This window comes from Seleniivibrio woodruffii (assembly GCF_004339245.1).
Classification (GTDB): domain Bacteria; phylum Chrysiogenota; class Deferribacteres; order Deferribacterales; family Geovibrionaceae; genus Seleniivibrio; species Seleniivibrio woodruffii.
Genome location: NZ_SMGG01000004.1, coordinates 711,460 through 733,350, shown reverse-complemented (window position 1 = coordinate 733,350; position 21,891 = coordinate 711,460). Strand labels below are relative to the sequence as shown.

19 protein-coding genes, 1 rRNA gene and 1 riboswitch are annotated in these 21,891 nt (G+C 47.5%); of the genes, 9 read left to right on the top strand and 11 right to left on the bottom strand.

Annotated features, from left to right (window positions below; genetic code table 11):
• The 3 genes from rrf to C8D98_RS09645 form a co-directional block, all read left to right on the top strand.
• Positions 1-84: ribosomal RNA gene (rrf, locus tag C8D98_RS14060) — 5S ribosomal RNA — on the top strand; the annotation flags it as partial.
• A gap of 900 nt (positions 85-984) precedes the next feature.
• On the top strand, positions 985-2,586 hold the full coding sequence (locus C8D98_RS09650) for a diguanylate cyclase domain-containing protein (RefSeq protein WP_132873922.1): 1,602 nt from the start codon (positions 985-987) through the stop codon (positions 2,584-2,586).
• Between the two features lie 27 nt (positions 2,587-2,613).
• Positions 2,614-3,342 (top strand): hypothetical protein, encoded by a 729-nt coding sequence (locus C8D98_RS09645; protein ID WP_132873921.1) that lies wholly within the window; start codon positions 2,614-2,616, stop codon positions 3,340-3,342.
• A 22-nt stretch (positions 3,343-3,364) separates the two neighbouring features.
• On the opposite strand, the gene C8D98_RS09640 is transcribed toward C8D98_RS09645, so the two are convergent.
• The gene (locus C8D98_RS09640) at positions 3,365-4,006 is read right to left on the bottom strand and encodes a flavodoxin family protein (RefSeq protein ID WP_132873920.1); all 642 of its coding nucleotides are present in this window, start codon (positions 4,004-4,006) and stop codon (positions 3,365-3,367) included.
• Positions 4,007-4,072: 66 nt separating this feature from the next.
• Between C8D98_RS09640 and C8D98_RS09635 the strand changes: the two genes are divergently transcribed.
• A complete protein-coding gene (locus C8D98_RS09635; protein ID WP_132873919.1) occupies positions 4,073-5,125 on the top strand; it encodes an EAL domain-containing protein in 1,053 nt (350 codons plus the stop codon).
• Between the two features lie 26 nt (positions 5,126-5,151).
• Here the strand turns inward: C8D98_RS09635 and ribB are convergent, their stop codons facing one another.
• Positions 5,152-5,781, bottom strand: a complete 630-nt coding sequence (gene ribB / locus C8D98_RS09630) for a 3,4-dihydroxy-2-butanone-4-phosphate synthase (protein ID WP_132873918.1) — start codon at positions 5,779-5,781, stop codon at positions 5,152-5,154.
• 68 nt (positions 5,782-5,849) lie between these two features.
• A riboswitch (FMN riboswitch) is annotated at positions 5,850-5,990 on the bottom strand.
• A gap of 32 nt (positions 5,991-6,022) precedes the next feature.
• Complete coding sequence (locus tag C8D98_RS09625; RefSeq protein ID WP_165871270.1) at positions 6,023-7,543, bottom strand: EAL domain-containing protein; 1,521 nt, start codon at positions 7,541-7,543, stop codon at positions 6,023-6,025.
• A 214-nt stretch (positions 7,544-7,757) separates the two neighbouring features.
• On the opposite strand from C8D98_RS09625, the gene C8D98_RS09620 reads away from it, so the two are divergent.
• The 5 genes from C8D98_RS09620 to C8D98_RS09600 all read left to right on the top strand — a co-directional run bounded on the left by C8D98_RS09620 (position 7,758) and on the right by C8D98_RS09600 (position 13,847).
• Positions 7,758-8,642 (top strand): sensor domain-containing diguanylate cyclase, encoded by an 885-nt coding sequence (locus C8D98_RS09620; protein WP_165871269.1) that lies wholly within the window; start codon positions 7,758-7,760, stop codon positions 8,640-8,642.
• A 95-nt stretch (positions 8,643-8,737) separates the two neighbouring features.
• Positions 8,738-9,220 (top strand): MarR family winged helix-turn-helix transcriptional regulator, encoded by a 483-nt coding sequence (locus tag C8D98_RS09615; RefSeq protein WP_165871268.1) that lies wholly within the window; start codon positions 8,738-8,740, stop codon positions 9,218-9,220.
• A gap of 58 nt (positions 9,221-9,278) precedes the next feature.
• Positions 9,279-10,502: a GGDEF domain-containing response regulator gene (locus C8D98_RS09610; protein ID WP_132873914.1), complete on the top strand. Its 1,224-nt coding sequence runs from the start codon at positions 9,279-9,281 to the stop codon at positions 10,500-10,502.
• A gap of 67 nt (positions 10,503-10,569) precedes the next feature.
• Complete coding sequence (locus C8D98_RS09605) at positions 10,570-12,690, top strand: helix-hairpin-helix domain-containing protein (protein ID WP_132873913.1); 2,121 nt, start codon at positions 10,570-10,572, stop codon at positions 12,688-12,690.
• Positions 12,690-13,847 carry an ATP-grasp domain-containing protein gene (locus C8D98_RS09600; RefSeq protein WP_132873912.1) on the top strand — a complete coding sequence of 386 codons (1,158 nt, stop codon included), beginning with the start codon at positions 12,690-12,692 and terminating at the stop codon, positions 13,845-13,847. The genes C8D98_RS09605 and C8D98_RS09600 overlap by 1 nt, the downstream gene beginning before the upstream one ends.
• On the opposite strand, the gene C8D98_RS09595 is transcribed toward C8D98_RS09600, so the two are convergent.
• The 8 genes from C8D98_RS09595 to C8D98_RS09560 are packed head-to-tail and all read right to left on the bottom strand — an operon-like array spanning position 13,813 to position 21,877.
• Complete coding sequence (locus tag C8D98_RS09595) at positions 13,813-14,817, bottom strand: tRNA dihydrouridine synthase (protein WP_132873911.1); 1,005 nt, start codon at positions 14,815-14,817, stop codon at positions 13,813-13,815. The genes C8D98_RS09600 and C8D98_RS09595 overlap by 35 nt on opposite strands.
• Positions 14,789-15,769, bottom strand: coding sequence for a tRNA (adenosine(37)-N6)-threonylcarbamoyltransferase complex transferase subunit TsaD (gene tsaD, locus C8D98_RS09590; protein WP_132873910.1), 981 nt, complete (start codon positions 15,767-15,769; stop codon positions 14,789-14,791). Before tsaD ends, C8D98_RS09595 begins: the two co-directional genes overlap by 29 nt.
• Positions 15,766-17,004 (bottom strand): divergent polysaccharide deacetylase family protein, encoded by a 1,239-nt coding sequence (locus C8D98_RS09585; RefSeq protein ID WP_132873909.1) that lies wholly within the window; start codon positions 17,002-17,004, stop codon positions 15,766-15,768. The genes tsaD and C8D98_RS09585 overlap by 4 nt, the downstream gene beginning before the upstream one ends.
• On the bottom strand, positions 16,988-18,262 hold the full coding sequence (locus tag C8D98_RS09580; RefSeq protein WP_132873908.1) for a S41 family peptidase: 1,275 nt from the start codon (positions 18,260-18,262) through the stop codon (positions 16,988-16,990). The genes C8D98_RS09585 and C8D98_RS09580 overlap by 17 nt, the downstream gene beginning before the upstream one ends.
• An 18-nt stretch (positions 18,263-18,280) precedes the next feature.
• Positions 18,281-19,414 carry a murein hydrolase activator EnvC family protein gene (locus C8D98_RS09575; RefSeq protein ID WP_132873907.1) on the bottom strand — a complete coding sequence of 378 codons (1,134 nt, stop codon included), beginning with the start codon at positions 19,412-19,414 and terminating at the stop codon, positions 18,281-18,283.
• Positions 19,404-20,294, bottom strand: coding sequence for a cell division protein FtsX (locus C8D98_RS09570; protein WP_132873906.1), 891 nt, complete (start codon positions 20,292-20,294; stop codon positions 19,404-19,406). Before C8D98_RS09570 ends, C8D98_RS09575 begins: the two co-directional genes overlap by 11 nt.
• Positions 20,287-20,970, bottom strand: coding sequence for a cell division ATP-binding protein FtsE (locus tag C8D98_RS09565; protein WP_132873905.1), 684 nt, complete (start codon positions 20,968-20,970; stop codon positions 20,287-20,289). Before C8D98_RS09565 ends, C8D98_RS09570 begins: the two co-directional genes overlap by 8 nt.
• Before the next feature lies 1 nt (position 20,971).
• A complete protein-coding gene (locus tag C8D98_RS09560) occupies positions 20,972-21,877 on the bottom strand; it encodes an AEC family transporter (RefSeq protein WP_132873904.1) in 906 nt (301 codons plus the stop codon).
• Positions 21,878-21,891: the final 14 nt, after the last annotated feature.

Here is a 21,891-nt window from a genome sequence, read left to right as displayed (position 1 = left end):
CATTTCGAACACGGAAGTTAAGCTCTCCAGCGCCGAGGATACTGTGTGAAGATTAACACATGGGAGAGTAGGTCGCCGCCAGGGATTTTTTACGTTTATACTTCTGATATACTTCGTTCTTCTGCGTCAGCGTCCTTTCGCTCGCATCACGTACATCTGTGTACGCTCATGCTCGTCTCAAGAAATCTTCCTTGAATAACTCGCATCTCAAAAGCATAAGTACTAACCTGTTTCCGTCTTTGCGAGGGTAATGCCCGAAGCAATCTCATTAATCGACCATTCTTTAACTACGTAATCGCAATCTATAAATACAAAACACGTCACTGCGAACCTGCAAAGCAGGTGCGGCAGTCTTCCACGTACATCAAACCTAAAAGCTCAAACATATCGACAACAATGATTCGTCACTGCGAAAAGCGTAGCGACGAAGCAGTCTGCCATACTTAGATTACCTAGACATAATGCACACCAGACTTGGAAGTTCACTTCACCCTTGCAGGGTTCGTGAAGACATTCAGCTCTGAGCTAAGCGAAGAGTCTCAGCGTTTGAGATCCTTCGTCTAAAGCCTCAGGATGACTAAAACCGTCTCTGCGAGAAGCGAAGCTACGAAGCAGTCTGCCATACTTAGATTACCTAGACATCACGCACACCAGACTTGGAAGTTCACTTCACCCTTGCAGGGTTTGTGAAGACATTCAGCTCTGAGCTAAGCGAAGAGTCTCAGCGTTTGAGATCCTTCGGCAGTAGCCTCAGGATGACGCAATCCGTCTCTGCGAGAAGCGTAGCTACGAAGCAGTCTGCCACCCCCAGATTGACTGGATATCGCTGATCATAGTTATCTTTTGTTTCTCTATTTCTTTTAAACTACAAAATGAGAATTATGCAAATATCTTAAATTTATGTCATAATAGCTAAATATCAAACTCTGAATTATTTCGTGTGACAATAATTTGGAAAACATATAATTAATTAGCAGGTATTCAATGGGAATCAGAAAAAAAGTAACGTTTATAATTTGTTTACTTTGTATTTCTCTTACAACAACTGTCTGTATTATTGCGGGTCTGATAACAACTAGCGATAAGAAGACTGATATTGGCTCCTCCCTTGCAGAAACAGCATTTCTTACATCTGAAAAACTTGATAGATATATGTGGTCACGCTACAGCGAGATAAAAACTTTCTCACAGGTAGACTCGCTTGTTTCAGTAGATAACCAGCAGACAACAAGAGATGTGCTTAACAATCTCCAGTCAAATATTCCTGCTTTTTCATGGATAGGTCTGACAGATATAAAGGGTAAAGTCGTAGCAAGTACTGGCAGTATTCTCGAAGGTGTGGATATTTCTATGCGCCCTGTTTTTAAAGAGGGCATAAAAGGCGAATTCCTTGGAGATGTTCATGATGCTGTCCTTCTTTCAAAACTTCTCCCAAACCCCACCGGAGAACCCATGAAATTTGTTGATGTCAGCTTCGCAATTAGTGACATTGATGGTGAGAAAAGGGGTGTTCTTGCTACTCATCTCAGCTGGGAGTGGGTGCGTGAGGTTCAAAGAAGGGTTATTGCTCTTGAAAAACATAAAAGGAATCTTCAGGTATATATAGTCAGTCTTAATGGCAACACAGTGCTTTTGGGGCCGGAGAAGTCCATAGGTAAAACTCTGAATATTGAAACTGTTGATACCGCCAGAACAAAAAAGAACGGCTGGGCAGTTGAAAGGCTCCCGGACGGAAAGGAATATCTTATCGGGTATTCTTTCAGTAATGGATATTATGAATATAAGGGTTTCGGCTGGACTGTTCTCACTATTCAGCCTCTTCAAGAAGCTTATAAACCTGTTGTAATGAATATTCTTTTTATTGCGATTACGGGGGTGGTATTTACTTTGCTTTTTTCAATAGGCGGATGGTACTTTGCCGGAACCATCGCCGAACCTTTGGTATTCGCTGCCGAGGCAGCGGATAAGCTTCGTTTCGGGGATGTTGCTCCTATTCCTGTTTATAAAGGGGTGAAAGAGGCTGAAGCACTATGCAGATCCATCAATGAGCTTATATTCAGCCTTTCAGATGCAGAGAAGCGTCTGGACAAAATGCAGTATGCTGCCCATACTGACCGCCTCACGGGGCTTCCTAATAGGGCGGCACTGGATGAATACATTGTAAAAACAACTGCTCTTGCGGCAAGAAACGAAAAGCCACTGGAATTCCTTTATATTGATCTGGACGGCTTTAAGCCTATTAATGATAAATATGGCCATACAGCTGGAGACCTTGTACTTATTGAAGTCGGTAAACGGTTGAATGAATGCATCCGCAAAGAGGAGATCGTAGCAAGGATAGGCGGTGACGAATTTGTTGCTATTATCTATTCCGATGAGTCAAATGCGGGAGAGAGTGTTGCACAGAGAATTCTTAATGCACTCACAAGTCCTTTTGATATTGGTACAATGGAAGTTAGTGCAGGATGCAGCATTGGAATTTCCAGATGGAACAAAGATCTTTCGGTCAAGGCTGTTTTGGAAAATGCGGATAAAGCTCTGTATATGTCTAAAAAGAGCGGTAAAAATAGATTTACACGGCTTTGATACTTTACTATTCAAGTGAGGCTTTTTATGAAAATCAGTTTTCTTCTGTCTTTATTATTAATTCTTACTGCCTGTGCGAATATCAAAGATACTGTGGTTCCTCCTGCCGATCTGGCTCTGAGAAGCGGTTTAGCCGGCAAGGTTATCTATTCTGAGGGCTGTACATATAACGATGCATTTCTCAAAGTATCCCACTACCAGGGCATACTGAGAATGCCTGTTCCTTCCTATTTCGGCGGATTTCCCAAAGCTGAGCGAGAGAAGATGCTTCAGCTTTCCGTTCAGAGTGCGGCATTCGCTTTTTTCAATCAGCTCCAGCAGACAGGCGTAACAGTCAAACTTCTTTCAGAGGACACTGTTCCGGAGGCCGGCAGCATACGCCTTAAGTGCAATATATCAAAGATAAAGATAGGGATATATGACGATGGCTGGAGCGGTTACGGTTCCGCAGGCGATTTCTGGGAGGCTGAGACAGAGTTTAATCTGAAAGCATATTTGAACGGCAGGGAATACGTTCTTGCCCCTGTTACAGGCAAAGGCCAGATAAAACATGCGCCGATCAGCCCCGGATCATTTCTGGATGCTGTCGTTCTCTCTGCGAAAATAGCCACGGCGGCCATCAACGGAAGCATGTTCGGCGTTGTTAAGGAAGGGTTTATTGATTATGATATCGACAATGACGCAAAAACTCCTGTTGAGCCTGCGGCAGGCCTTGCAGCTGTTGAAGCGGCTAAACAGCTTGCCTCATTAAAATAGGGGGCATGAAGCCCCCGCGTTGTCAGCTTACAAGGGATGCGCCGAAATCGAAAGCTTTCTGTCTATCCAGAGGAAATTGCTTTTCTCTGCTCTCTTTTTTGCTCTCAATGTCGAATGCGCCTGTTTCATATTTTGAATAATCATTGAACTGATATGTGTTGCAGGCGGTGATATATTCCGATGCTCCGAAAATTCTTGCCATGTAGCCCTTGTTCATGTTGAAGAAATACTCATATCCCCTCTGTACCATAGCTTCCTCTTTCTGGTTCATTGTGTAGATGAAGCCTGTTTTTATCTTACGGGGAAAGATGCTTGAATAGCTTTTGTCATAGAGCATTGACGGATAGAAGAGTCTCTCCATGAATGAGCGGGTTTCTCCGGTAACGTCTGCGTAATAAACGGGTGAGCCTATCACGAATGCATCAGCTTCGTATAACTTGTTAAGAAGCTCTGTCAGCCCGTCGTTGACGGCACATTTGCCGTAGCTCTTGCCTGCGTTCAGTTTGCAGGCGAAACAGCTGTGGCATCCTTTGAAATCAATATCGTAAAGATGAACAAGCTCAGCATCAGCTCCTTTTGATCTGGCTCCTTCAACAGCGCTTTCCAGAAGCATTGCGGTATTCCAGTTTTTTCTGGGACTTCCGTTGACAGCTATAAATTTCATGTTTCCTCCCAAAATTTTAAGTTATAATAGAACCTGAACTGAATATTTGCAACCAAGAGGTGTTTAATGGCCTGTTCGAAATGTACTGAAGTTCCCCACGTGCCGGAAGGGGTGAAAAGTGTGTATGTCAGCGCATCACACGAATATATTCTTGATAAGATCTATAATATTCTGATGGCCGACTCATACGATGTCAAAAAACTCGGCTCTTATATCGTTTTTGAGACGTACTGTTTCAGTGCGTTCATTGAAAGGTGCGCATCGGATGCTTCGCTGACCGAGCTTGAGAAGAGGAATATCAGCATTCTGCCCCTAGGGAGAGATGAGGCGCTTGATTTCGGGAAGGCTTCAGCTGCCAAATCCCTTGACTCATGGAACACTCTGATACTTTCAAAGGATCTGATATGGATACTTGAGAACGGTTCGTTCACGGTTCATTTTCAGCCGATAATTGACACTGCGACCATGAGTATTTATGGCTATGAATGCCTTTCCAGAGGTGTTCTGCCGGATATGAGCATAATGAGTCCCGGAAAGATGTTTGATGCGGCGGCAAAAACAGGGATGCTCTTCAATCTGGACAGACAGTGCAGAGAGACTGCCATCAAAACGGCGGCTGTTAAGAACATAAGCAGGAATATTTTCGTGAATTTCCTGCCTACATCAATCTATAACCCGGAATTTTGCCTGAAGGATACCGTTAAATGGGCAAATCAGCTTGAGTTTGATCCTTCCACCATCGTTTTTGAGGTGGTGGAGACCGAAAAAGTAGACAGCTCTGAGCATTTGCAGAATATTCTCAGGTTTTATAAGGATAAAGGATTCAGAACTGCGATGGACGATGTCGGCAGCGGGTATTCATCGCTGAACCTGTTTGCCAGCCTCAGTCCGGATATAATTAAAATAGATATGGAGCTTGTGCGTGATGTGCACAGGAATGTCATGAAGCAGTCGGTTGCAAGGGCACTCGTTTCGATGGCGAAAGAGGCCGGATGCAGTGTTCTGGCGGAAGGAATAGAGACTGCGGATGAGTTTGAATGGTTCAGGGCTTTGGGCATAGACTATGCGCAGGGGTATTATTTCGGAAAACCATCTTCCGAGCCTTTAAGACAGATATAAAAAAAGGCGGGCTTTCGCCCGCCTGACTATGCATGTACGCCGATATATTCCTTGATATCTTCGATGGATATTACCGTAAAGCTGTTCTGCTCGGCATATTCGAGGATCTGGGGCAGTTTCATCATTGTGCCGTCGGGGTTTGTCAGCTCGCAGAGAACCCCGCAAGGCTGATAGCCTGCCAGTTTCATCATATCCACTGTTGCCTCTGTGTGTCCGTCCCTTTCGTGGACTCCGCCTTCACGGGCGACAAGGGGGAAGACGTGGCCGGGAGATGCCAGATCTGCGCCGTTTAAAACAGCATGGACGGTGGTTACCCTGTCTGAGGCGGAAACGCCCGTTGTAACACCCTCTGCGGCCTCCACAGATACGGTGAATGCCGTTCCGAACTGGCTTCTGTTATTTCTGGACATCATTTCAAGTCCGAGTTCTTTCCGTTTTTCCTCGGTGATGCAGACGCAGACGATTCCGCTGCAGTCTCTTATGAGCCTTGCCATCTGTGCGGAGGTAAGTGATTCTGCGGGATAGATGAGGTCGCCTTCGTTCTCTCTGTTCTCATCGTCAACAACGATGATACCTTCACCTGCCTTAAGGGCGGCGATGGCTTTTTCCATTCGTTCAGTTGAGTTGCCGAAAATAGATAAGGTTTTCTGATTCATGTTCTTCTCCTTCATGAATCAGGGCTGATGCGGAGAGTCAGATAGCCACGCGAAAACGTGACACATTCAAAAAATCTCTTCCATCCGGACTATGACCGTCGGCTACGGAATCTAACCGTATCTGCTGACTCTGCTTTTGGCAGACGCTCGCGGGCTACCTGAAAAGGATTACCGCCGGTGGGGAATTGCACCCCGCCCTGAGAATAAAACCAATATACTGCTTTTGTTCAGAAAATGCAAGTCAGCAGAGTCTGTCTCCGCAGACAAGTTTTGAAAATTCTTCGGCAGGGCATGGTCTTCCGAAGATATAGCCCTGACCGTAAAGAACGTTATAGGAGATGAGATAGTCGATCTGCTCCCGTTTTTCGATGCCTTCGACTATGACCTGAGTGCCTATGTCGTTGGCAATATTTACTATATTGGGGATCAGGTTCGATTTTATGGAGCCATGCTCTATCTCTTTTACGAATGAGCGGTCGATTTTGATATAGTCCGCATTTATGTCACGCAGGTATGAGAGGCTGGAATATCCGGTTCCGAAATCGTCTATGGATATCACATATCCCTTTGCCCTCAGTTCGTCAATTGCGGCAGAAACCTTTGCCAGCTCAATAAGTTCATCCTCTGTCAGCTCCAGATTTATGGTGAGCTGAGGATGCTCCTCCCTGTATTTTCCGACCATATCCACAATTGTTTCCGTCCGGAAATCAGAAGGGAAGATGTTGAACGATATTTTGAATGCGGGGATATCGCTTATGACAGGGGTCAGCTCCGCAAACGCCTTATCGATTATTATCTGCGTAAATTCTTTTGTTTTCTGAAGTTCCTTAACTATTCCGAGAAACTCGATTGGGGAGGCAACCCTTCCGTCAAAATCCACCCAGCGGCAGAGAACTTCGCATCCGATGAGTCTGGATGTTTTCAGTTCAACGATGGGCTGGTAGTAGCAGAGTATCTTTTCCGGCGTCAGTCCACGCTTGAAGCGGTTACGGAATCCTTTGAACCTGTTCAGGGTGTCGTAGAGATACTTCATCACGAAGATGGTGCTTATTGCGGAGAGCATTACGATTCCGAAGATGAGCGAGGCCTCTTTCTGGATTATGTCAGAATAGGATATATAAACTGCGGCACAGATGTTTGAGGAGGTGGAGCAGAGGACAGTTTTCATGCCCTTCATGTCATAAATGGCCTGTCCGTCGGTGACAGAGTCAACTGTCAGATCTCTATTGCCGCCGTAGAAATAGGGCGGTTTATCCTTCTGCATTACATATATGGCTATGTTCGACGCACTGATGTCGGCTCTGTCTATCTCACTGGTGTTGAACACGGCATTGTAGCTTCCCGTGCGGACAACGTGGGCGTATTTTTCGAAATTGAACAGCTTTATAGGAACTTTAAGCCAGACCAGTGAACCGCCCGGTGTTGTAAGATCTGCGGGAAGTTCGTCGAAAGGTTTATCCAGTTTCCCCAGCCCTGATGTGCAGAGGAGTTTGTTGTTTTTGCTGAAGCCTATATCTTTGATATATTTGGACTCAAACTGAGCGAAACGCATCTGTTTTATCATTTCGTCGCTGCACTCATCAAGTTTCAGTGAGTTGAGTTTTTTGAGTGTGGCGGCGATGTCGGCGGAGACTCTGTCCATTTCGCCGATGTATTTATATGCGTAGTTGCCGTTTTTTTGTTTATAGTTCTCAAGAATGACAGGGACTGCACCCCCTGTGAAAAAAGCGAACAGGAATACTGAAAAGAAAAATATAAGCAACGATATTGAATGTTTTTTATTCAAAAATCTGAAAATAAAGTTCATAGCCCTGCCAATAATGGAATATCTGATAATACCATATCATGTCAAATATATATGCGTTTCTTACAATCTTAACACTAAAATCCGACTATTTTTGTGTAGTATATCATATTGGATTGATAAAATCCCTTAATTCAATTAAGCTCGATTAAAAATGTGGAGAGTTGACGGGATGAGTAAGAGCAGCGATTTTATTTTTGCCGCCGTGAACGCACTGCCTGATCCGGTATATGTTTTTTCCGAGAACGGGGACTATATCGATGTTATCGGCAGAGGGGCAGGTGACGGAAAAAATCTTATCGGCAGAAATATATATGAAGTTATTGACCGTTCGCTCGCCGACAGGTTTTTAGGGATAATCCGTGAGACCATCTCCGCAAACGAACCCGGTGTTTACGAATATGACCTTGAGGAGACCGTCTGCCGTGTGGGTGGTGCGGAACCCTGCAAAGTGTGGTTTGAGGCGAGGGTTGCCCCGTTTGACTTCGAAAACAGAAAATGCGTGATATGGCTTGCCAGGGATATCACCGAACAGAAGGAGACGGAGAACAAACTGAAGGAAACTTCATTCGCCGATCCGCTTACGGGTGTGTATTCACGCAGTTTTTTCATAACCGAGCTTAACAGCTTTTACCACAGATTCCTGAGAACCTTCAGAACCTATTCAGTCATATCTGTCGATATGGACGGCTACAGGGAGACTCTGGAAAAATTCGGTCAGAAGGTGGGCGATTCCCTTTTGGTGCATATTGCGGCAGTTTTGCGCAGGGTGCTTCGCCAGTCGGATGTTATAGCGAGACTGGGGGGCGACAAGTTTTCCGTTCTGCTGCCCGACACCGATGTCAAGGGTGCTGAAACCCTTGCGGAGAGACTGAGGGAGGTTCTTCAAAAGAGCCACATCACCACCCCTTCGGGTAAGATGAGCCTGACTGCCAGCTTCGGCTGTTCGCAGGTGTCGACCAAGGACGAAGGCTACGAAAACACGGTTTCCAGAGCTGAGATAGCTGTCAGCATGGCCAAACTGGCGGGTAAAAATACGGTGCGTTCGGTTCTCTGAATTTCTTTTTCCCCTTTTCAGGTTAAAATGTATGGTAATATATAATCAAAAAGGGTGAATCAATGTTTTTGCTGAAAGAACTTCCTGATAAAAAAATGATAAAACTTACCTCAGCTGACGACAAGTCGGTGGATGCCTCTGCGGTTATTGCACTTTTGGGCATTCTGAAGGCATCCGGCGATGTTCTGGTTGAGGTGGAGAAATTTTTCGCAAAGAACAATCTCTCCCAGAGCAGATACATTGCCCTTTCCGTTCTCATTTCACGCCCCGACGGACTCTTTCCCTATGAACTGGCCGATCACATGGGAATCTCCAGAGCCACTGTCTCTTCGGTGATAAAGGGGCTTGAAAGCTCCGGATACATCATCACGGTGAAATCCGGCGATGACAAGCGTATGAAAAAAATATCATCCACGCCTGAGGGTAAAAAAATCCACGAATCACTTTTAAGCGATTATTATGCTATACTGACAGGGCTTTTCGGTGTTCACGATAAAAAAGACATAAAAACAGTCAACGCTGTGATGAAGGGAATCAGCGAGCAGGTTCTTAATTTTAAGAACAAGGGTCAGATTTAGGTATACAATTTTATTATTTCTGCTAATTATTTTTAGCGAGTTATTTATATAGGTTCGTATGGAAAGAATACTTGTAGTTGAAGACAGTAATATTCTCGGCACCCTGCTCAAAAAGCGTATTGAAATTGAGACGGGGCTGGAGGTTGACCACGCAGTGACATATGCTGATGCTGTGGCATACGTTTCGTCCTGCACATATTTTGCTGCGGTCATAGACCTTAACCTTCCCGATGCCGTTCAGGCGGGGATGGTGGATTTTGCGCAGGACAGAAAGATCCCTTCAATAGTCTATACCGGCGACTATGACGAACAGCTTCGTGAGAAGATATGGAAGAAGAACATAGTCGACTACGTTCTGAAAAAAGATCCAGACAGTGATATATATATTGCGAAGATGCTTAAGCAGATGATGCTTAACAGGAGCATAGACGTCATCGTTGCCGATGACTCAAGGCTCATGCGAAGCCGCATCAAGGCGCTTCTTTCGGCGCATCTTTTCCGTGTTCACACCTGCGAATCCGGCAAGGAGGCCTTCGAACTCGCCCTTAAACTTGAGAATCTGAAAATTGTCATTGCCGACTATCTGATGCCGGAGATATCCGGTTTCGATCTGGTGCGGCTCATCCGTAAAAAATTTACAAAGGACCGTGTGGCTTTCATAGGCATGTCCCGTGAGGGAACGGCGGAGCTCTCGGCCAAGTTCATAAAATACGGCGCAAACGACTTCCTGCTGAAACCTTTCAGCCCCGAACAGTTCTATTGCAGGGTGAATCAGAACCTTCAGACCCTTATGCTGATAGACCATATCAGAGATATGTCGTATAAGGACTATCTGACAGGACTTTACAACCGCAGGTACTTCTTTATGCATATGGCGGACGTTTTTGATGTTGAAAAGTCCAAGAGCATAGCTGTTCTGGACATCGACCATTTTAAAAAGATAAACGATTCCTACGGTCACGACGTGGGAGATTTCGTTCTCAAAAAGATATCCGCTGTCATATCCGACTATGTGGGTTCAGGCGGACTGGTGTCCCGTTTCGGCGGCGAGGAGTTCTGTATATACAAAGAACCGGGCGCAGACGAAGGCTATTTCGACGGCATGCGAAGAGCAATTCAGGACACTGTGATAAATTATAACAGCATCAGCATATCGGTGACGGTGAGCATCGGTGTCTGCTCCAGCTACGGCAAGGGGCTGGACGACATGATCTCCGCCGCAGACGACCTTCTATACACAGCCAAACACGAAGGCCGCAACAGGGTATGTTCGATCAGCTGAAAACTCTTGTCCGCTCATGATTAATTCTGTAATATATCCCGTTGCGAATTATATTTTCGGGTGACAAATGAGAGACAGACTCTATCAGGAATTTCAATTCAGAAAGAACCACATCGACAGCGTTATCGACCTTTTTCTTGAGGGCAACACAGTTCCCTTCATCGCCAGATACCGCAAGGAAATGACAGGCAGTATGGATGCGGAGGATATCCGCAATATCATAGAGAGATACGAGTATCTTGAGAACCTTGAGAAGCGCAAGGCCGAGGTCATCGCCGCCATTGACGAGCGGGGTAAGCTGACGGATGAGCTTAAAAAGCGCATTCTTGCGGCTGAGACTCTGAAAGAGGTTGAAGACCTCTACGAACCCTACAAATCCAAAAAGAAGACCAAGGCCGACATCGCCCGTGAGGCGGGGCTTGAGCCTCTGGCAGTCTATATCAGATCAAACGAAAACCTGTCCGGTCTCGACGAAGAGGCCGCAAAATATATCAACGAAGCTGTGGCAGACCCTCAGACTGCTGTCAGCATGGCTTCGGACATCATTATTGAGGACATCGGCCACGATGTTGACGTGAAAAACCGTGTCCGTGAGCTTTACACCCTCTACGGTGTTCTGGAATCATCCCAGAAGACCGAGAGCAAAGAGCGCAACCCCTATGAGGACTATTATCAGTTCTCCCAGAAACTTTCAGAGATTCCGCCCCACAGGGTGCTCGCAATGTTCAGGGGCGAGCGTGAGAAGATTCTGAAACTGAAGCTCATTATTGATGAGGAGATGTGCCTTAACGCAATTCAGAAGGTTTCAGCCGGAAAGGGCGTTGCAAAGAACGACATAACCGTTAAATGCGTCCGTCAGGCGTTTAAAAAGATGATAGAGCTTTCCCTTGAGCTTGAGTTCAGGGGTGAGCTGAAAGAGAAAGGGGAGCTTAAGGCCATTGAGGTGTTTGCGGACAACCTGAAAAACCTGCTGCTTACCCCTACTGTTAAAAACAAGACAATCATGGGTGTCGACCCTGCGTTCCGTACGGGATGCAAGTATGCCGTTGTGGATTCAACCGGAATGCTTCTGGGCTATGGTGTGATGTATCCCACCAAGCCTCAGGAGGACGTTGAGGGCGCACGCAGGATTTTCCTGAAAGCTGTCAAAGATTACGGAGTGGATGCCGTCGCCATAGGCAACGGAACGGCCAGCCGTGAGACCGAGGAGTTCATCGCCTCGGTAATCAAGTCCGACAGCCTGAACATAAGATACACCATCGTCAGCGAGGCGGGCGCAAGCGTCTACTCCGCAGGGGATGTTGCAAAAAAAGAGTTTCCCGAACTGGACGTTTCCATCAGGGGAGCAATCTCCATCGCCAGAAGGGTCATCGATCCCCTGGCGGAGCTGGTTAAGATAGAGCCTCAGGCCATAGGCGTGGGCATGTATCAGCATGACGTTCAGGGCAAGAAGCTCGACAAGACCCTGACAGACGTTGTCGAAGACGTGGTAAACAACGTCGGTGTTGACCTGAACACAGCCAGCGCATCGCTTCTGTCATACGTTTCAGGTCTCAGCTCATCGCTGGCGGAGAAGATAGTCAAGTTCCGTGAGCGGGTGGGACGTTTCACTTCCAGAAAAGAGCTTATGAAGGTGGACGGAATAGGCGAGCAGACCTTCCGTCAGGCGGCGGGATTCCTTAAGGTATACGGCGGTGAGGAGAAGCTGGACAGCATGTTCATACACCCCGAAAGCTACGATGCCGTTTACTCATTCCTGAACGCAATGAACCTGAGCGTGGACAAATGCGAAATGGTGAAACTGGCAGTTAAAGGCAAGGACACCTCCGCACTGGGTTCAAAGCTCGGACTGGGCGAATATACCATCAAAGACATCATAGAGAACCTTGAGAAGCCCGACAGAGACATCAGGGACGACGTTGACCCTGTTATCTTCAAAGCGGGCGTTATCAGCATAAACGAGCTGAACGTGGGCGATATCCTCACCGGAAAGATAAGCAACGTTGTGGATTTCGGCGCATTTGTGGATGTTGGTCTTAAGAACGACGGACTGGTGCACATCTCTCAGCTTGCGGATAAGTTCGTCAAGGTGCCTTCCGAGGTTGTAAAGGTCGGTCAGATAGTGAAAACGAAAGTTTTAAGCATAGACAAGGAGAGGGGCAGGCTGTCCCTTTCTATGAGGATATAATGTTCATACTCGATAAACCCTTTGTTTCAAAGGTTCTTCTGGATACTGTTAAACGGAACAATTATCCGGTTCTGGATAACGACACCGCAAGGGAGCTTCTGGGCGACAGCGGAAACCTGCTCAGCTCCGAAAGGTTTGCGGACAGGTTTCGCAGCAGGCCTGTGGTCTATACCAACTCTGAGAACGCCGTTGCATGGATAAACGAGAACCTGATGTTCTCGGATATAGTTGAAAAGGTCGACCTGTTTAAGAACAAGGTAAAATTCCGTGATCTTTTAAGCGGAATGTTCCCCGATTTCTTCTACCGTGAGGTGCTTTTCAACGAGATCGAGACCCTGCGGTCAAAGGATCTGCGGTTTCCGTTCGTTATAAAGCCCGCAGTGGGCTTTTTCAGCCTCGGTGTATATTATGTCGAGGACGAGACCGCATGGAAGCGCATCCGTCCGCAGATAATCGAAGAGACCCTTAAGGTGCGTGACTATTATCCCGACGACGTTCTGAACGCCCACAGCTTCATCATAGAAGAGGTTATCGAGGGCACGGAATATGCTATAGACGGATATTACAACTCCGACGGCGAACCCGTTATCCTGAATGTTCTCAAACACTTTTTCGCAGGCTCGGAGGACGTTTCCGACAGAGTTTACGTCACATCGGTTAAGATAGTCAGGGAGATTTCCGAGCAGGTGCACAAATTTCTCGTTTCCCTCGGCAGACTGGCAGTTGTTAAGGATTTTCCGTTCCATATCGAGGTGCGGATAGACGACAAAGGACGTGTTGTCCCCGTGGAACTTAACCCCCTGCGTTTTGCCGGCTGGTGCTGCACTGATATCGGTTTTTTTGCATACGGGCTGAACACCTACGAATACTTTGCCGGAAGCAGTGTGCCCGATTGGGACGAGATAGAATCAAGATGCGGCGACAAGGTATACGCAATGGTGGTTGTTGAAAAGAGTGCGAAGATAGACGACGGCAAACTTGTGGGATTTGATTATGAAAAGCTGAGAAACAGCTTTACGAAAGTTCTGGAACTGCGTGAGTCGGATTTCAGAAGCTATAACGTTTTCAGCTTTGTGTTCGCCGAAACAGACAGCGAGGATGCGCCTGAGCTAAAGGCGATACTCAACTCCGATCTGTCTGAGTATCTGATATACTGAGGAAAAAACGCTCCAGCAGGTCATCAAGCTGTGCCCTGTCGGTGCATTCATATACGCTGCTTCTGAGGGCTGCCGCACCGGGCAGTCCTTTCAGCATCCAGACTATATATTTCTTTGAAGCGTCAATATAGCGGCTGCCTCTGGCGTTCTCCTGCTCCAGTTCGATTATGCGGGTGATAACGTCTTTCAGTCTGGGCAGAGTCAGATATCCGTCCGTAGCCTTTCCGTCATTAATGGCCTGAAATATCCACGGCTGCTTCATCATTCCCCTGCCTATCATTACTCCGTCAACGCCCGTTTCAAGCATCCTTTTGTGGGTCTCACAGCATACAATGTCGCCGTTGCCTATTACCGGCAGTTTCGCTCTGGATTTCGCATCGGCGATAAGGTCATAGTGCACCTGTCCGCCGAACATCTCCGCCTTTGTGCGCCCGTGGAGGGTGACAGCGTCCGCCCCCTCTTCATAGGCTATCTTTATCACTTCGTTGTAGTTGACCGAGTTTGCGTCCCAACCCAGACGAATCTTTATGGAAAGAGGCACACTGCCGCATGCGGATTTTGCCGCACGGACAACCTTTGCTATGTTCTCTTCATCCTTCATCATAGCGGCGCCGGACCAGGTTTTTATCACCTTTTTAACCGGACATCCCATGTTTATGTCGATGACGGCTGGAGCCATGGTTTCAAGCACAACCTTAACAGCGTCACCGTAGCTTTCGCTTTTGCTTCCGAACAGCTGAACGCCCAGCGGCATATCGTTTTCGTTGGTGCGCAGAAAGACCATTGTGCCCGATCCTTTACGGATGAGCCCTTCAACGCTGACCATCTCTGTGAAGAGCAGACCGTCGAAGAACAGACGGACAATGCGTCTGAAAGCGGGGGTTGAAACGCCCGCCAGCGGTGCGCCTATCATCGGTCTGGTTTTCAGAAGTTCAAGGTAGTTATTTGTTGATGTGCTGCATTCTGTCATGTGCTGTTTCTATGAGTGATGAAAATTTCCTGAGTTTAAAAAATCTGTGAGCGGCAAAGGCGATCATGTCGCCGTTGTCTGTGCAGAGTTTTTTTGAGGGGAAATATACGCTGTATCCCTTCTGTTCGGAAAATGCCTTGCGGATGTATCCGTTGCATGCCACTCCGCCCGCAACCACAACGTTCTTTCTGCCGGTTTCTTTGGCGATACGCAGGGTTTTAAGAATAAGAGTGTCCGCCACAGTCCTCTGAAAGGATGCGGCTATATCCTCACGGGATATGGTGTTGTCGTTTATCTTGTTCATTGCGGCGGTTTTTAGCCCGCTGAATGAAAAATTGTTCTCTTTGCGCATGGCAATGGGGAAGGCCACGGCCTTTTCGTTGCCGCCCTCTGCCAGTTTTTCGATGAGAGGACCGCCGGGATATCCCAGTTCCATCATCTTTGCGACCTTGTCGAATGATTCGCCTGCGGCATCGTCAACGGTTTTTGCCAGCAGTTCAAAGTTGTATGCGGCGTCAACATCATAGATATGCGTGTGTCCGCCGGAAATTATCAGAGCGGTGTAGGGAGGTTTCAGTTCCGGATTTTCCAGCTCCGCCGCCAGAATGTGCGCCGAAAGGTGGTTTACGGGCATAACGGGAATTTTGAGCGCATATCCCAGAGCCTTGCCGAAGGATACGCCCACAAAAAGCGCACCGATAAGCCCCGGTGCAGTGGTGACGGCTATCATGTCCAGATCCTGAGGGGTAAGCTCTGCCTGCTCCATACATTTGGAGAAAAGCTCCTCAACCTTCAGAATATGGTTTCTGGATGCCACTTCGGGAACAACCCCGCCGAATTTATTGTGCAGATCCACCTGCGAGTTGGTAAAACTGGACAGAACCCCTTTTTCGGTGTCAAACACCGCCAGAGAGGTTTCGTCGCAGGATGTTTCTATGCCGAGGATTATCACCTTACCGCAAGCTCCTTAACAGGGACTACTTCAACGCCCATTGCCTCAAGCTCCGGCAGGATCTTCACCAGAACCTCCACAGTTGAGTCACGAAGGTGACCGATCATGATTATGGAGCCGTTGGCCTTCGCAAGGTTTACGCCGTCCATTATCTTTCCGCGGATGTATTCGGGGTCGGATTCGTTGTCGATGAATTTATTGTTGATGGCGCACACCATACCCTGTTTCTGGCATTCATCGAATGCAACGGTTTTGGGGGAGGTGTAGCTGTCCACATAGAAGTTCGTATATTTCTTCATTGTGTCAAAGACCTGACTCATTTTCTCACGGCTTTCGGTGAGTCCTGAGCCCATGTGGTTGTTGAATCCGTCTATCTTTCCGCCGAGGTCTTCAACGTTTTTCTGGAGGGATATCGCCACGAGGCTTTCGGGCATGTTCAGCAGTATTGCGCCTTTGCCGGGGTCTTTTTCAGGGTATGCCTTGGGTTCCATGGGCTGATGGAGAAATACGGTCTTGCCCAGTCTGCGGAAGACTTCCGCAGTCTCCCTGCTGTGGGGAGTATAGGGGATGATGGCCATTGCCATAGGGTATTTCACTTTGCCCAGTTTTTCTGCAAGGGGAATGCTGTAGCCGCAGTCGTCTATGACGAATGCAACCTTAACTCCGTTGTAGTCTCTTGCCACACGGGGTTTTTTATCCGCAGGTTTCTGGGGCTCTGCGTGTCTTTCGATGAAATCTATCACAACGCTGAGTTTGCCGCTCGCAAACGACACGGATTTTCCGACCTCAGGCTCTGTTCCCATGCCTTTGATGCGTTCGGAGAGGCTGTTTTTCAGGTTCTCCAGATTTGCAGTGCCCTGATCGATTATAAAGTGCAGGTTTGTTGTGCCGTTCTCTTCCTGCTCTGTGCTCTCCTTTATGCTGCTGTTGTCCAGCCCGTTGTCGAACAGCGAAAGGGCGATGGCGTCCATCACCGCACGCCTGTCAAGCCCCGATGCGTTGGGGTTGTCGTCCTGTGCTATGTCGTCAGGTGCTTTTGTGTGCAGCGGAGCCGTATGCTCGGTTGCCGCCTTTTCAGTTTTGGGCGCATCGTCTTTCAGCAGAAAGTGGAGTATGCCCATCGAGGCGAAAATTGCCGCAACCACGGCAAAAGCTCCTACAATGAGGAGCTTTTTTATATCCGGTTTCTTTTTGTTATTTTCAGGTTCTATGCTGTTGTTATTTTTTTGCTGCATTTCCTGCAATTTCCTTCATTTTATCCAGAGCCGCTTTCAGCTGAACGTCTTTAACAAGGTCAAAGTCAGCTTTTGAAGAGTTTGTGGTGAGGTCTTTGTCCAGTTCCTCCTCTTCGGGCTTCTCTTTTTTATCGTCATGAGCAACGGGTTCTTCATGTTTCGCCTCAACTTTTATGTCGGGCTCAATGCCTATGCCGTGGATAGAGCGGCCTTTGGGAGTGAAATATTTAGCTGTGGTGAGCTTGAGTCCGGATCCGTCAGCCAGATGGATAACGTTCTGAACGGAAGCCTTGCCGTATGTTTTTGCGCCGACAACAGTTGCTCTGCCGTAGTCCTGAAGTGCTCCGGTGAGGATCTCGGAAGCGGATGCGCTTCCTTCGTTAACAAGCAGAACTATGGGCTTTGTCAGCTCTTTGCTGAATCCGCCGTTGGATTTGTAGTCGGTTCTCTTCTGTGCTCTGTCCATTGTGTAAACGACTATCTCGTTGCTGGGCAGGAACAGGCTTGAGACGCTGATAGCCTCTGTCAGCAGACCGCCGGGGTTGTTTCTCAGGTCGATTATGTATGCCTTTGCTCCCTGAGAATCAACGGCACGCAGAGCGTCCTTGAGCTGACCGGAGATATCGTTGCTGAACTGTATCAGTCTGATATATCCGATGTTCTTGTCTATCATGGTGTATTTGACGGATTTTATCTTGATGATGGCTCTTTTCATCTTAACATCGAAGGGTTTTTCAACGTTTTTGCGGAAGACGGTGATGGTCACATCCGTTCCCTCTTTGCCCCTCAGCTTGTTCACTGCATCGTCAATGGTTATGTCCATTGTGCTTTTGCCGTCGATCTTGATTATCTGGTCGCCGGCTTTGATGCCTTTTTTGAATGCGGGCGTGTCCTCAAGGGGTGCTATGACAGTGAGTATCTTGTCCTTCATGCCTATGGTGATTCCAAGGCCGCCGAACTCACCCTGAGTTTCGACTTCGAAGTTGGTGAGTGTTTTGGGATCCATGAATGCCGAGTGGGGGTCGAGCTCCTGCGCCATACCCTTTATGGCTCCGTAGATTATCTTCTGATCGTCAACAGGCTCAACGTAGTTGTTCTCTATCAGATAGAGCGCCTGAGTGAATATATCGAGATTCTGGTATTTGTCTGCTTTTGCCGCATAAACGTTCTGAGAGCGGAAGAGTGCCACAGACGTTATTATGAGTGCTATTGTGAGAAAAACTGTTAAAAGCGGAAGAAAGCGAAATTTGAATTTCATTTAAAACTCCTGTCTATATCAAGAAGAGGCGAGCCACTCGAGAGGGTCCACCGCTTTGTCATGTATTCTTATTTCAAAGTAAAGATAAGGTGTATTCGTTTCATGGTCAACATCTATTGTGCCCAGATTTTGTCCTGTTTTAACTTTTTCATTTTTACTGACACTTATGCCGTCCATGTTTGCATAAAGGCTGTAGAAACCGGACGGATGGGCGACGATCAGGAAGTTGCCAAGTCCCCATGCGTTGTCCCTGTGGATAACGACTCCGTCGTATACGGCTTTGACACTGTTTGACGAAGGGACGATTTTGATGCCTTTTTTCAGTATAACACCTTTAAAGCCTTCAACTGTCTTAACGCCGAATTTTTCTATAACGTGTCCGTGCACAGGCCATATCAGTTTGCCCCTTTGTCTGCCGAACTCCGAGGAAAGGCCCTTAAAGCTGACGGGGGCGGATTTTGCAAAGTCCTTCTTAATTTTTGAAAGCTGAGCCTGAAGCTGTTTCTCACGCTTGAGCAGCCTCGCCAGATATTCCCTGCGAACCTTTTCGTCCTTGACTGCACTCTGATAGAGCTTGTCGGTGGTCTGTTTCTTCTTTTTATATTCTGAAAGGGCGGAGCGTTTTTCCTCAACAGCTCTTTCCATCTTCTTCTTTTTGGCTTCTAGTTCGGAGGCGTTCTCTTTTATCTCTTCGCTGGTTTTCTTCAGTTCTTGAACGGACTTGAAGAGTTTCTGGTTCACCTCGCCGACGATCTGGCTCATGGCCGCCGCATCCTTTGCGCTGTCGGACATTATGACCGCTTCCAGCATGTCGTATTCGCCGGAGGACACCAGATATCTGTTGGCCGCCTTTATGGTTTTGACCAGTTCGGCGTGCTTCTTCTCCAGTTTTCTGCTTTTGGCCTTAAGACGTGTGTGCTCGGATTTGACTGCGGAATATCTCAGATTTATCTGACGCACCGCACTCTGCTGTTTCTCAAGCTCTTCCTGAGCCTGTTCCAGCTTCTGGGCTATCTTTTTCTTCTCTTCCGCCGCCTGTTTAACAGACTGATTCTGCTGGGATATCTGCTTTCTTATGTTCGCAAGGTTATCCTTTGCGTAAGCAGACTGGAAACACAGAAAAACGGCCAGGAAAAGAACGCTATATCTCATTGATGCTCTTCTGTTTCATAAGAAATGTCACAACGCTGAATATGGCCGCCAGTGCGGACAGGGTCATCAGAATGACGTAAAAGAACAGGTTGTGCCAGAACCCGGGAGGGGTGAGCACAAAGAATGAGTCTTTCAGGATGTATGCACCCGCAAACCCGGTGAAGAGTTTGTTCAGAAGCCATGCGAAAAGGAAAGCGAAGGTGGCCTCGAATTTTGAAGATACCACGTAGGGCAGAGTGATGAACTGCCTTGTGGCTCCCACAAGGGTATAGACCATGATGGCTCTGTGGTGCTTATACAGGCTGAGCCTGATGTTGTTGAACAGAATGAACACACAGGAGAGGCCTGTCAGAAGTGTCAGCACGAAAACGAACATGCCGGAGATGCCTTTTATCTTCTGCATCTTCTCGTTCTGCTTGCGGCCTGATTCCACGGAGGTCACTCCGTCTATGCGGCTCAGTTTTTCAGATGCGGAGACCACTGCCGTGTCGGTGTCTGAGTCTGAAAGGGTCTTTATCTCAAAAAAACGGGGGAAAAGCTCTTCGGGCAGTTCCTTCAGATTCTCAGCGTTGGGGGCTATCTCCAGAACACGCTCTTTGGCGGCCGCTCTGTCGAAATATACCGTTTCGCCCTCTATCTTAAGCCGGTTGATACCCGCTTTAACCTCTTTCGCATCAACCTCGTCATCGATGAAAACCCTGATGAGTCTGCTGTCGGTAACGTTGCCTACGGCCTTTGCAACGGACGAGTTGACCGTGTATACGGCAAAATACAGAAACAGTATCGTGCCCAGTGTCAGAATTGAGGGAATGCTGTATTTCAGGCTGTTTCTGAAAAGTGCCCAGCCCTTTATGAATGCATATTTATATTGTTCAAGCATCTGCGCCCGCCTTCTCTCTGCTGTCGTAGGTTATCCGGCCTTTGTCCAGATACAGCACACGGCCGGGGTATTCTTTTATTATGCGCTGATCGTGGGTGGCTATCAGTATTGTGGTTCCCTTTGCTGTCTTGTGCAGCAGCATGTCCATTATCTTGTCGGCGTTCTTTGCGTCCAAACTGCCCGTGGGTTCGTCCGCAACCACAATGAAAGGATCGTTCAGCAATGCCCTTGCAACGGCAACCCGCTGTTTTTCGCCGCCGGACAGTTTTTTCACAACCGAATCCCTGTGGGTGAAAATGTCCAGTGCCTTGAGAATGCCGTGTATCTTGGATTCAATCACGCTCTTGTTAAGATAGAATATTTCCAGCGGCAGAACGAGATTTTCGTATACTGTCTGCTCTTCCAGCAGTTTGAAATCCTGAAAGATAACTCCCACGTTTCTGCGGAGAAACGCAACGCTGTTGTGGTTCATGCTGCCGATGTTCTGTCCCTCAACCTTAACAACGCCCTTGGAGGGCATTATATCGGCATACATGAGCCTCAGCAGGGTGGATTTTCCCGCACCGCTGCTGCCTGTAACATAGACCAGTTCGCCCTTGTCTATCTGAAGATCGATATTGGAAAGTCCCTTGTTTCCGTCCTCATAGGTCACATCGACCTTGTGGATCTGAATCATGTCATACCCCTGATAATAAATAATGCCACACGGGAGCTGTCAGAAGCGAAAGCGGAATGCCCACTCCCAGCATCATGACGGCCAGTTCCTCGTCCAGCCCGTACTGAATCGACACTATGCCCGCTGTTATCATAGGCGCCATGGCCGCTTCGAAAAGGGTCACCTGCATGTTAATGCCGGAGCCGCGCATTATGACAACATAGAGCAAATAGAAGAAAGCCGGAGCGAGAAAAAGTTTATAGCCCAGACCGAAAAATAATTTTTTTATTATTCCCGGTGATTTGACAAATTTAAGCTGATATCCCACAGACACCATTGCAAGGGGAGTTATGGTGAGCCCCAGAGTTTTCATTGAAAGCTGGGCATATTCCGGAATCTCAAAAGACCGTAGAAGAACCGCCAGAAGCATCGCCTGAAAGGGAGGAAAGGTGAAAACCTTTTTCAGCAGTCCCATTGCGCTGATGGCTCCAGAGGAATAGATTGCGGCGGTGGCTATTCCCAGTGTGGATAGCACAAGGAACGTGCCGGGCTGGTCGACCAGAACGCCCACACCCAGATATTCCGCACCGAAATATGCAGTTATCAGCGGAAAGCCCACAAATGAGGTGTTTCCAAGCCCCGCAGTGAGAATTATCGCTCCGGTGGTCTTTTTGTCATAGTTCATCCTTTTTGCGATGAAGCGGAACAGGAAAAACGCCAGCCCGAAGTGTATCCACGGCATAAAAACCGGAAAAAGAAGCGATGTGTCAAACTGCATCTTGTGGATGTAGTAAAAGGTTATCGCAGGCATGGAAAGATTGATTATAAACCCGTTCAGAACCATGGGCGTGCTGGAGGGAAGGAGTTCCAGTTTTCTGGCCAGCATTCCGAACAGAAAGCAGAATATAAGAAGTACTAATGCATCCATAGCCAGTCACAATA

Excerpts from the sequence above, each read along its gene's own strand:
- C8D98_RS09650 (WP_132873922.1), top strand. The coding sequence starts at position 985 with ATGGGAATCAGAAAAAAAGTAACGTTTATAATTTGTTTACTTTGTATT.
- C8D98_RS09645 (WP_132873921.1), top strand. The coding sequence starts at position 2,614 with ATGAAAATCAGTTTTCTTCTGTCTTTATTATTAATTCTTACTGCCTGT.
- C8D98_RS09640 (WP_132873920.1), bottom strand. The coding sequence starts at position 4,006 with ATGAAATTTATAGCTGTCAACGGAAGTCCCAGAAAAAACTGGAATACC.
- C8D98_RS09635 (WP_132873919.1), top strand. The coding sequence starts at position 4,073 with ATGGCCTGTTCGAAATGTACTGAAGTTCCCCACGTGCCGGAAGGGGTG.
- ribB (WP_132873918.1), bottom strand. The coding sequence starts at position 5,781 with ATGAATCAGAAAACCTTATCTATTTTCGGCAACTCAACTGAACGAATG.
- C8D98_RS09620 (WP_165871269.1), top strand. The coding sequence starts at position 7,758 with ATGAGTAAGAGCAGCGATTTTATTTTTGCCGCCGTGAACGCACTGCCT.
- C8D98_RS09615 (WP_165871268.1), top strand. The coding sequence starts at position 8,738 with ATGATAAAACTTACCTCAGCTGACGACAAGTCGGTGGATGCCTCTGCG.
- C8D98_RS09610 (WP_132873914.1), top strand. The coding sequence starts at position 9,279 with ATGGAAAGAATACTTGTAGTTGAAGACAGTAATATTCTCGGCACCCTG.
- C8D98_RS09605 (WP_132873913.1), top strand. The coding sequence starts at position 10,570 with ATGAGAGACAGACTCTATCAGGAATTTCAATTCAGAAAGAACCACATC.
- C8D98_RS09600 (WP_132873912.1), top strand. The coding sequence starts at position 12,690 with ATGTTCATACTCGATAAACCCTTTGTTTCAAAGGTTCTTCTGGATACT.
- C8D98_RS09595 (WP_132873911.1), bottom strand. The coding sequence starts at position 14,817 with ATGACAGAATGCAGCACATCAACAAATAACTACCTTGAACTTCTGAAA.
- C8D98_RS09585 (WP_132873909.1), bottom strand. The coding sequence starts at position 17,004 with ATGCAGCAAAAAAATAACAACAGCATAGAACCTGAAAATAACAAAAAG.
- C8D98_RS09580 (WP_132873908.1), bottom strand. The coding sequence starts at position 18,262 with ATGAAATTCAAATTTCGCTTTCTTCCGCTTTTAACAGTTTTTCTCACA.
- C8D98_RS09575 (WP_132873907.1), bottom strand. The coding sequence starts at position 19,414 with ATGAGATATAGCGTTCTTTTCCTGGCCGTTTTTCTGTGTTTCCAGTCT.
- C8D98_RS09570 (WP_132873906.1), bottom strand. The coding sequence starts at position 20,294 with ATGCTTGAACAATATAAATATGCATTCATAAAGGGCTGGGCACTTTTC.
- C8D98_RS09565 (WP_132873905.1), bottom strand. The coding sequence starts at position 20,970 with ATGATTCAGATCCACAAGGTCGATGTGACCTATGAGGACGGAAACAAG.
- C8D98_RS09560 (WP_132873904.1), bottom strand. The coding sequence starts at position 21,877 with ATGGATGCATTAGTACTTCTTATATTCTGCTTTCTGTTCGGAATGCTG.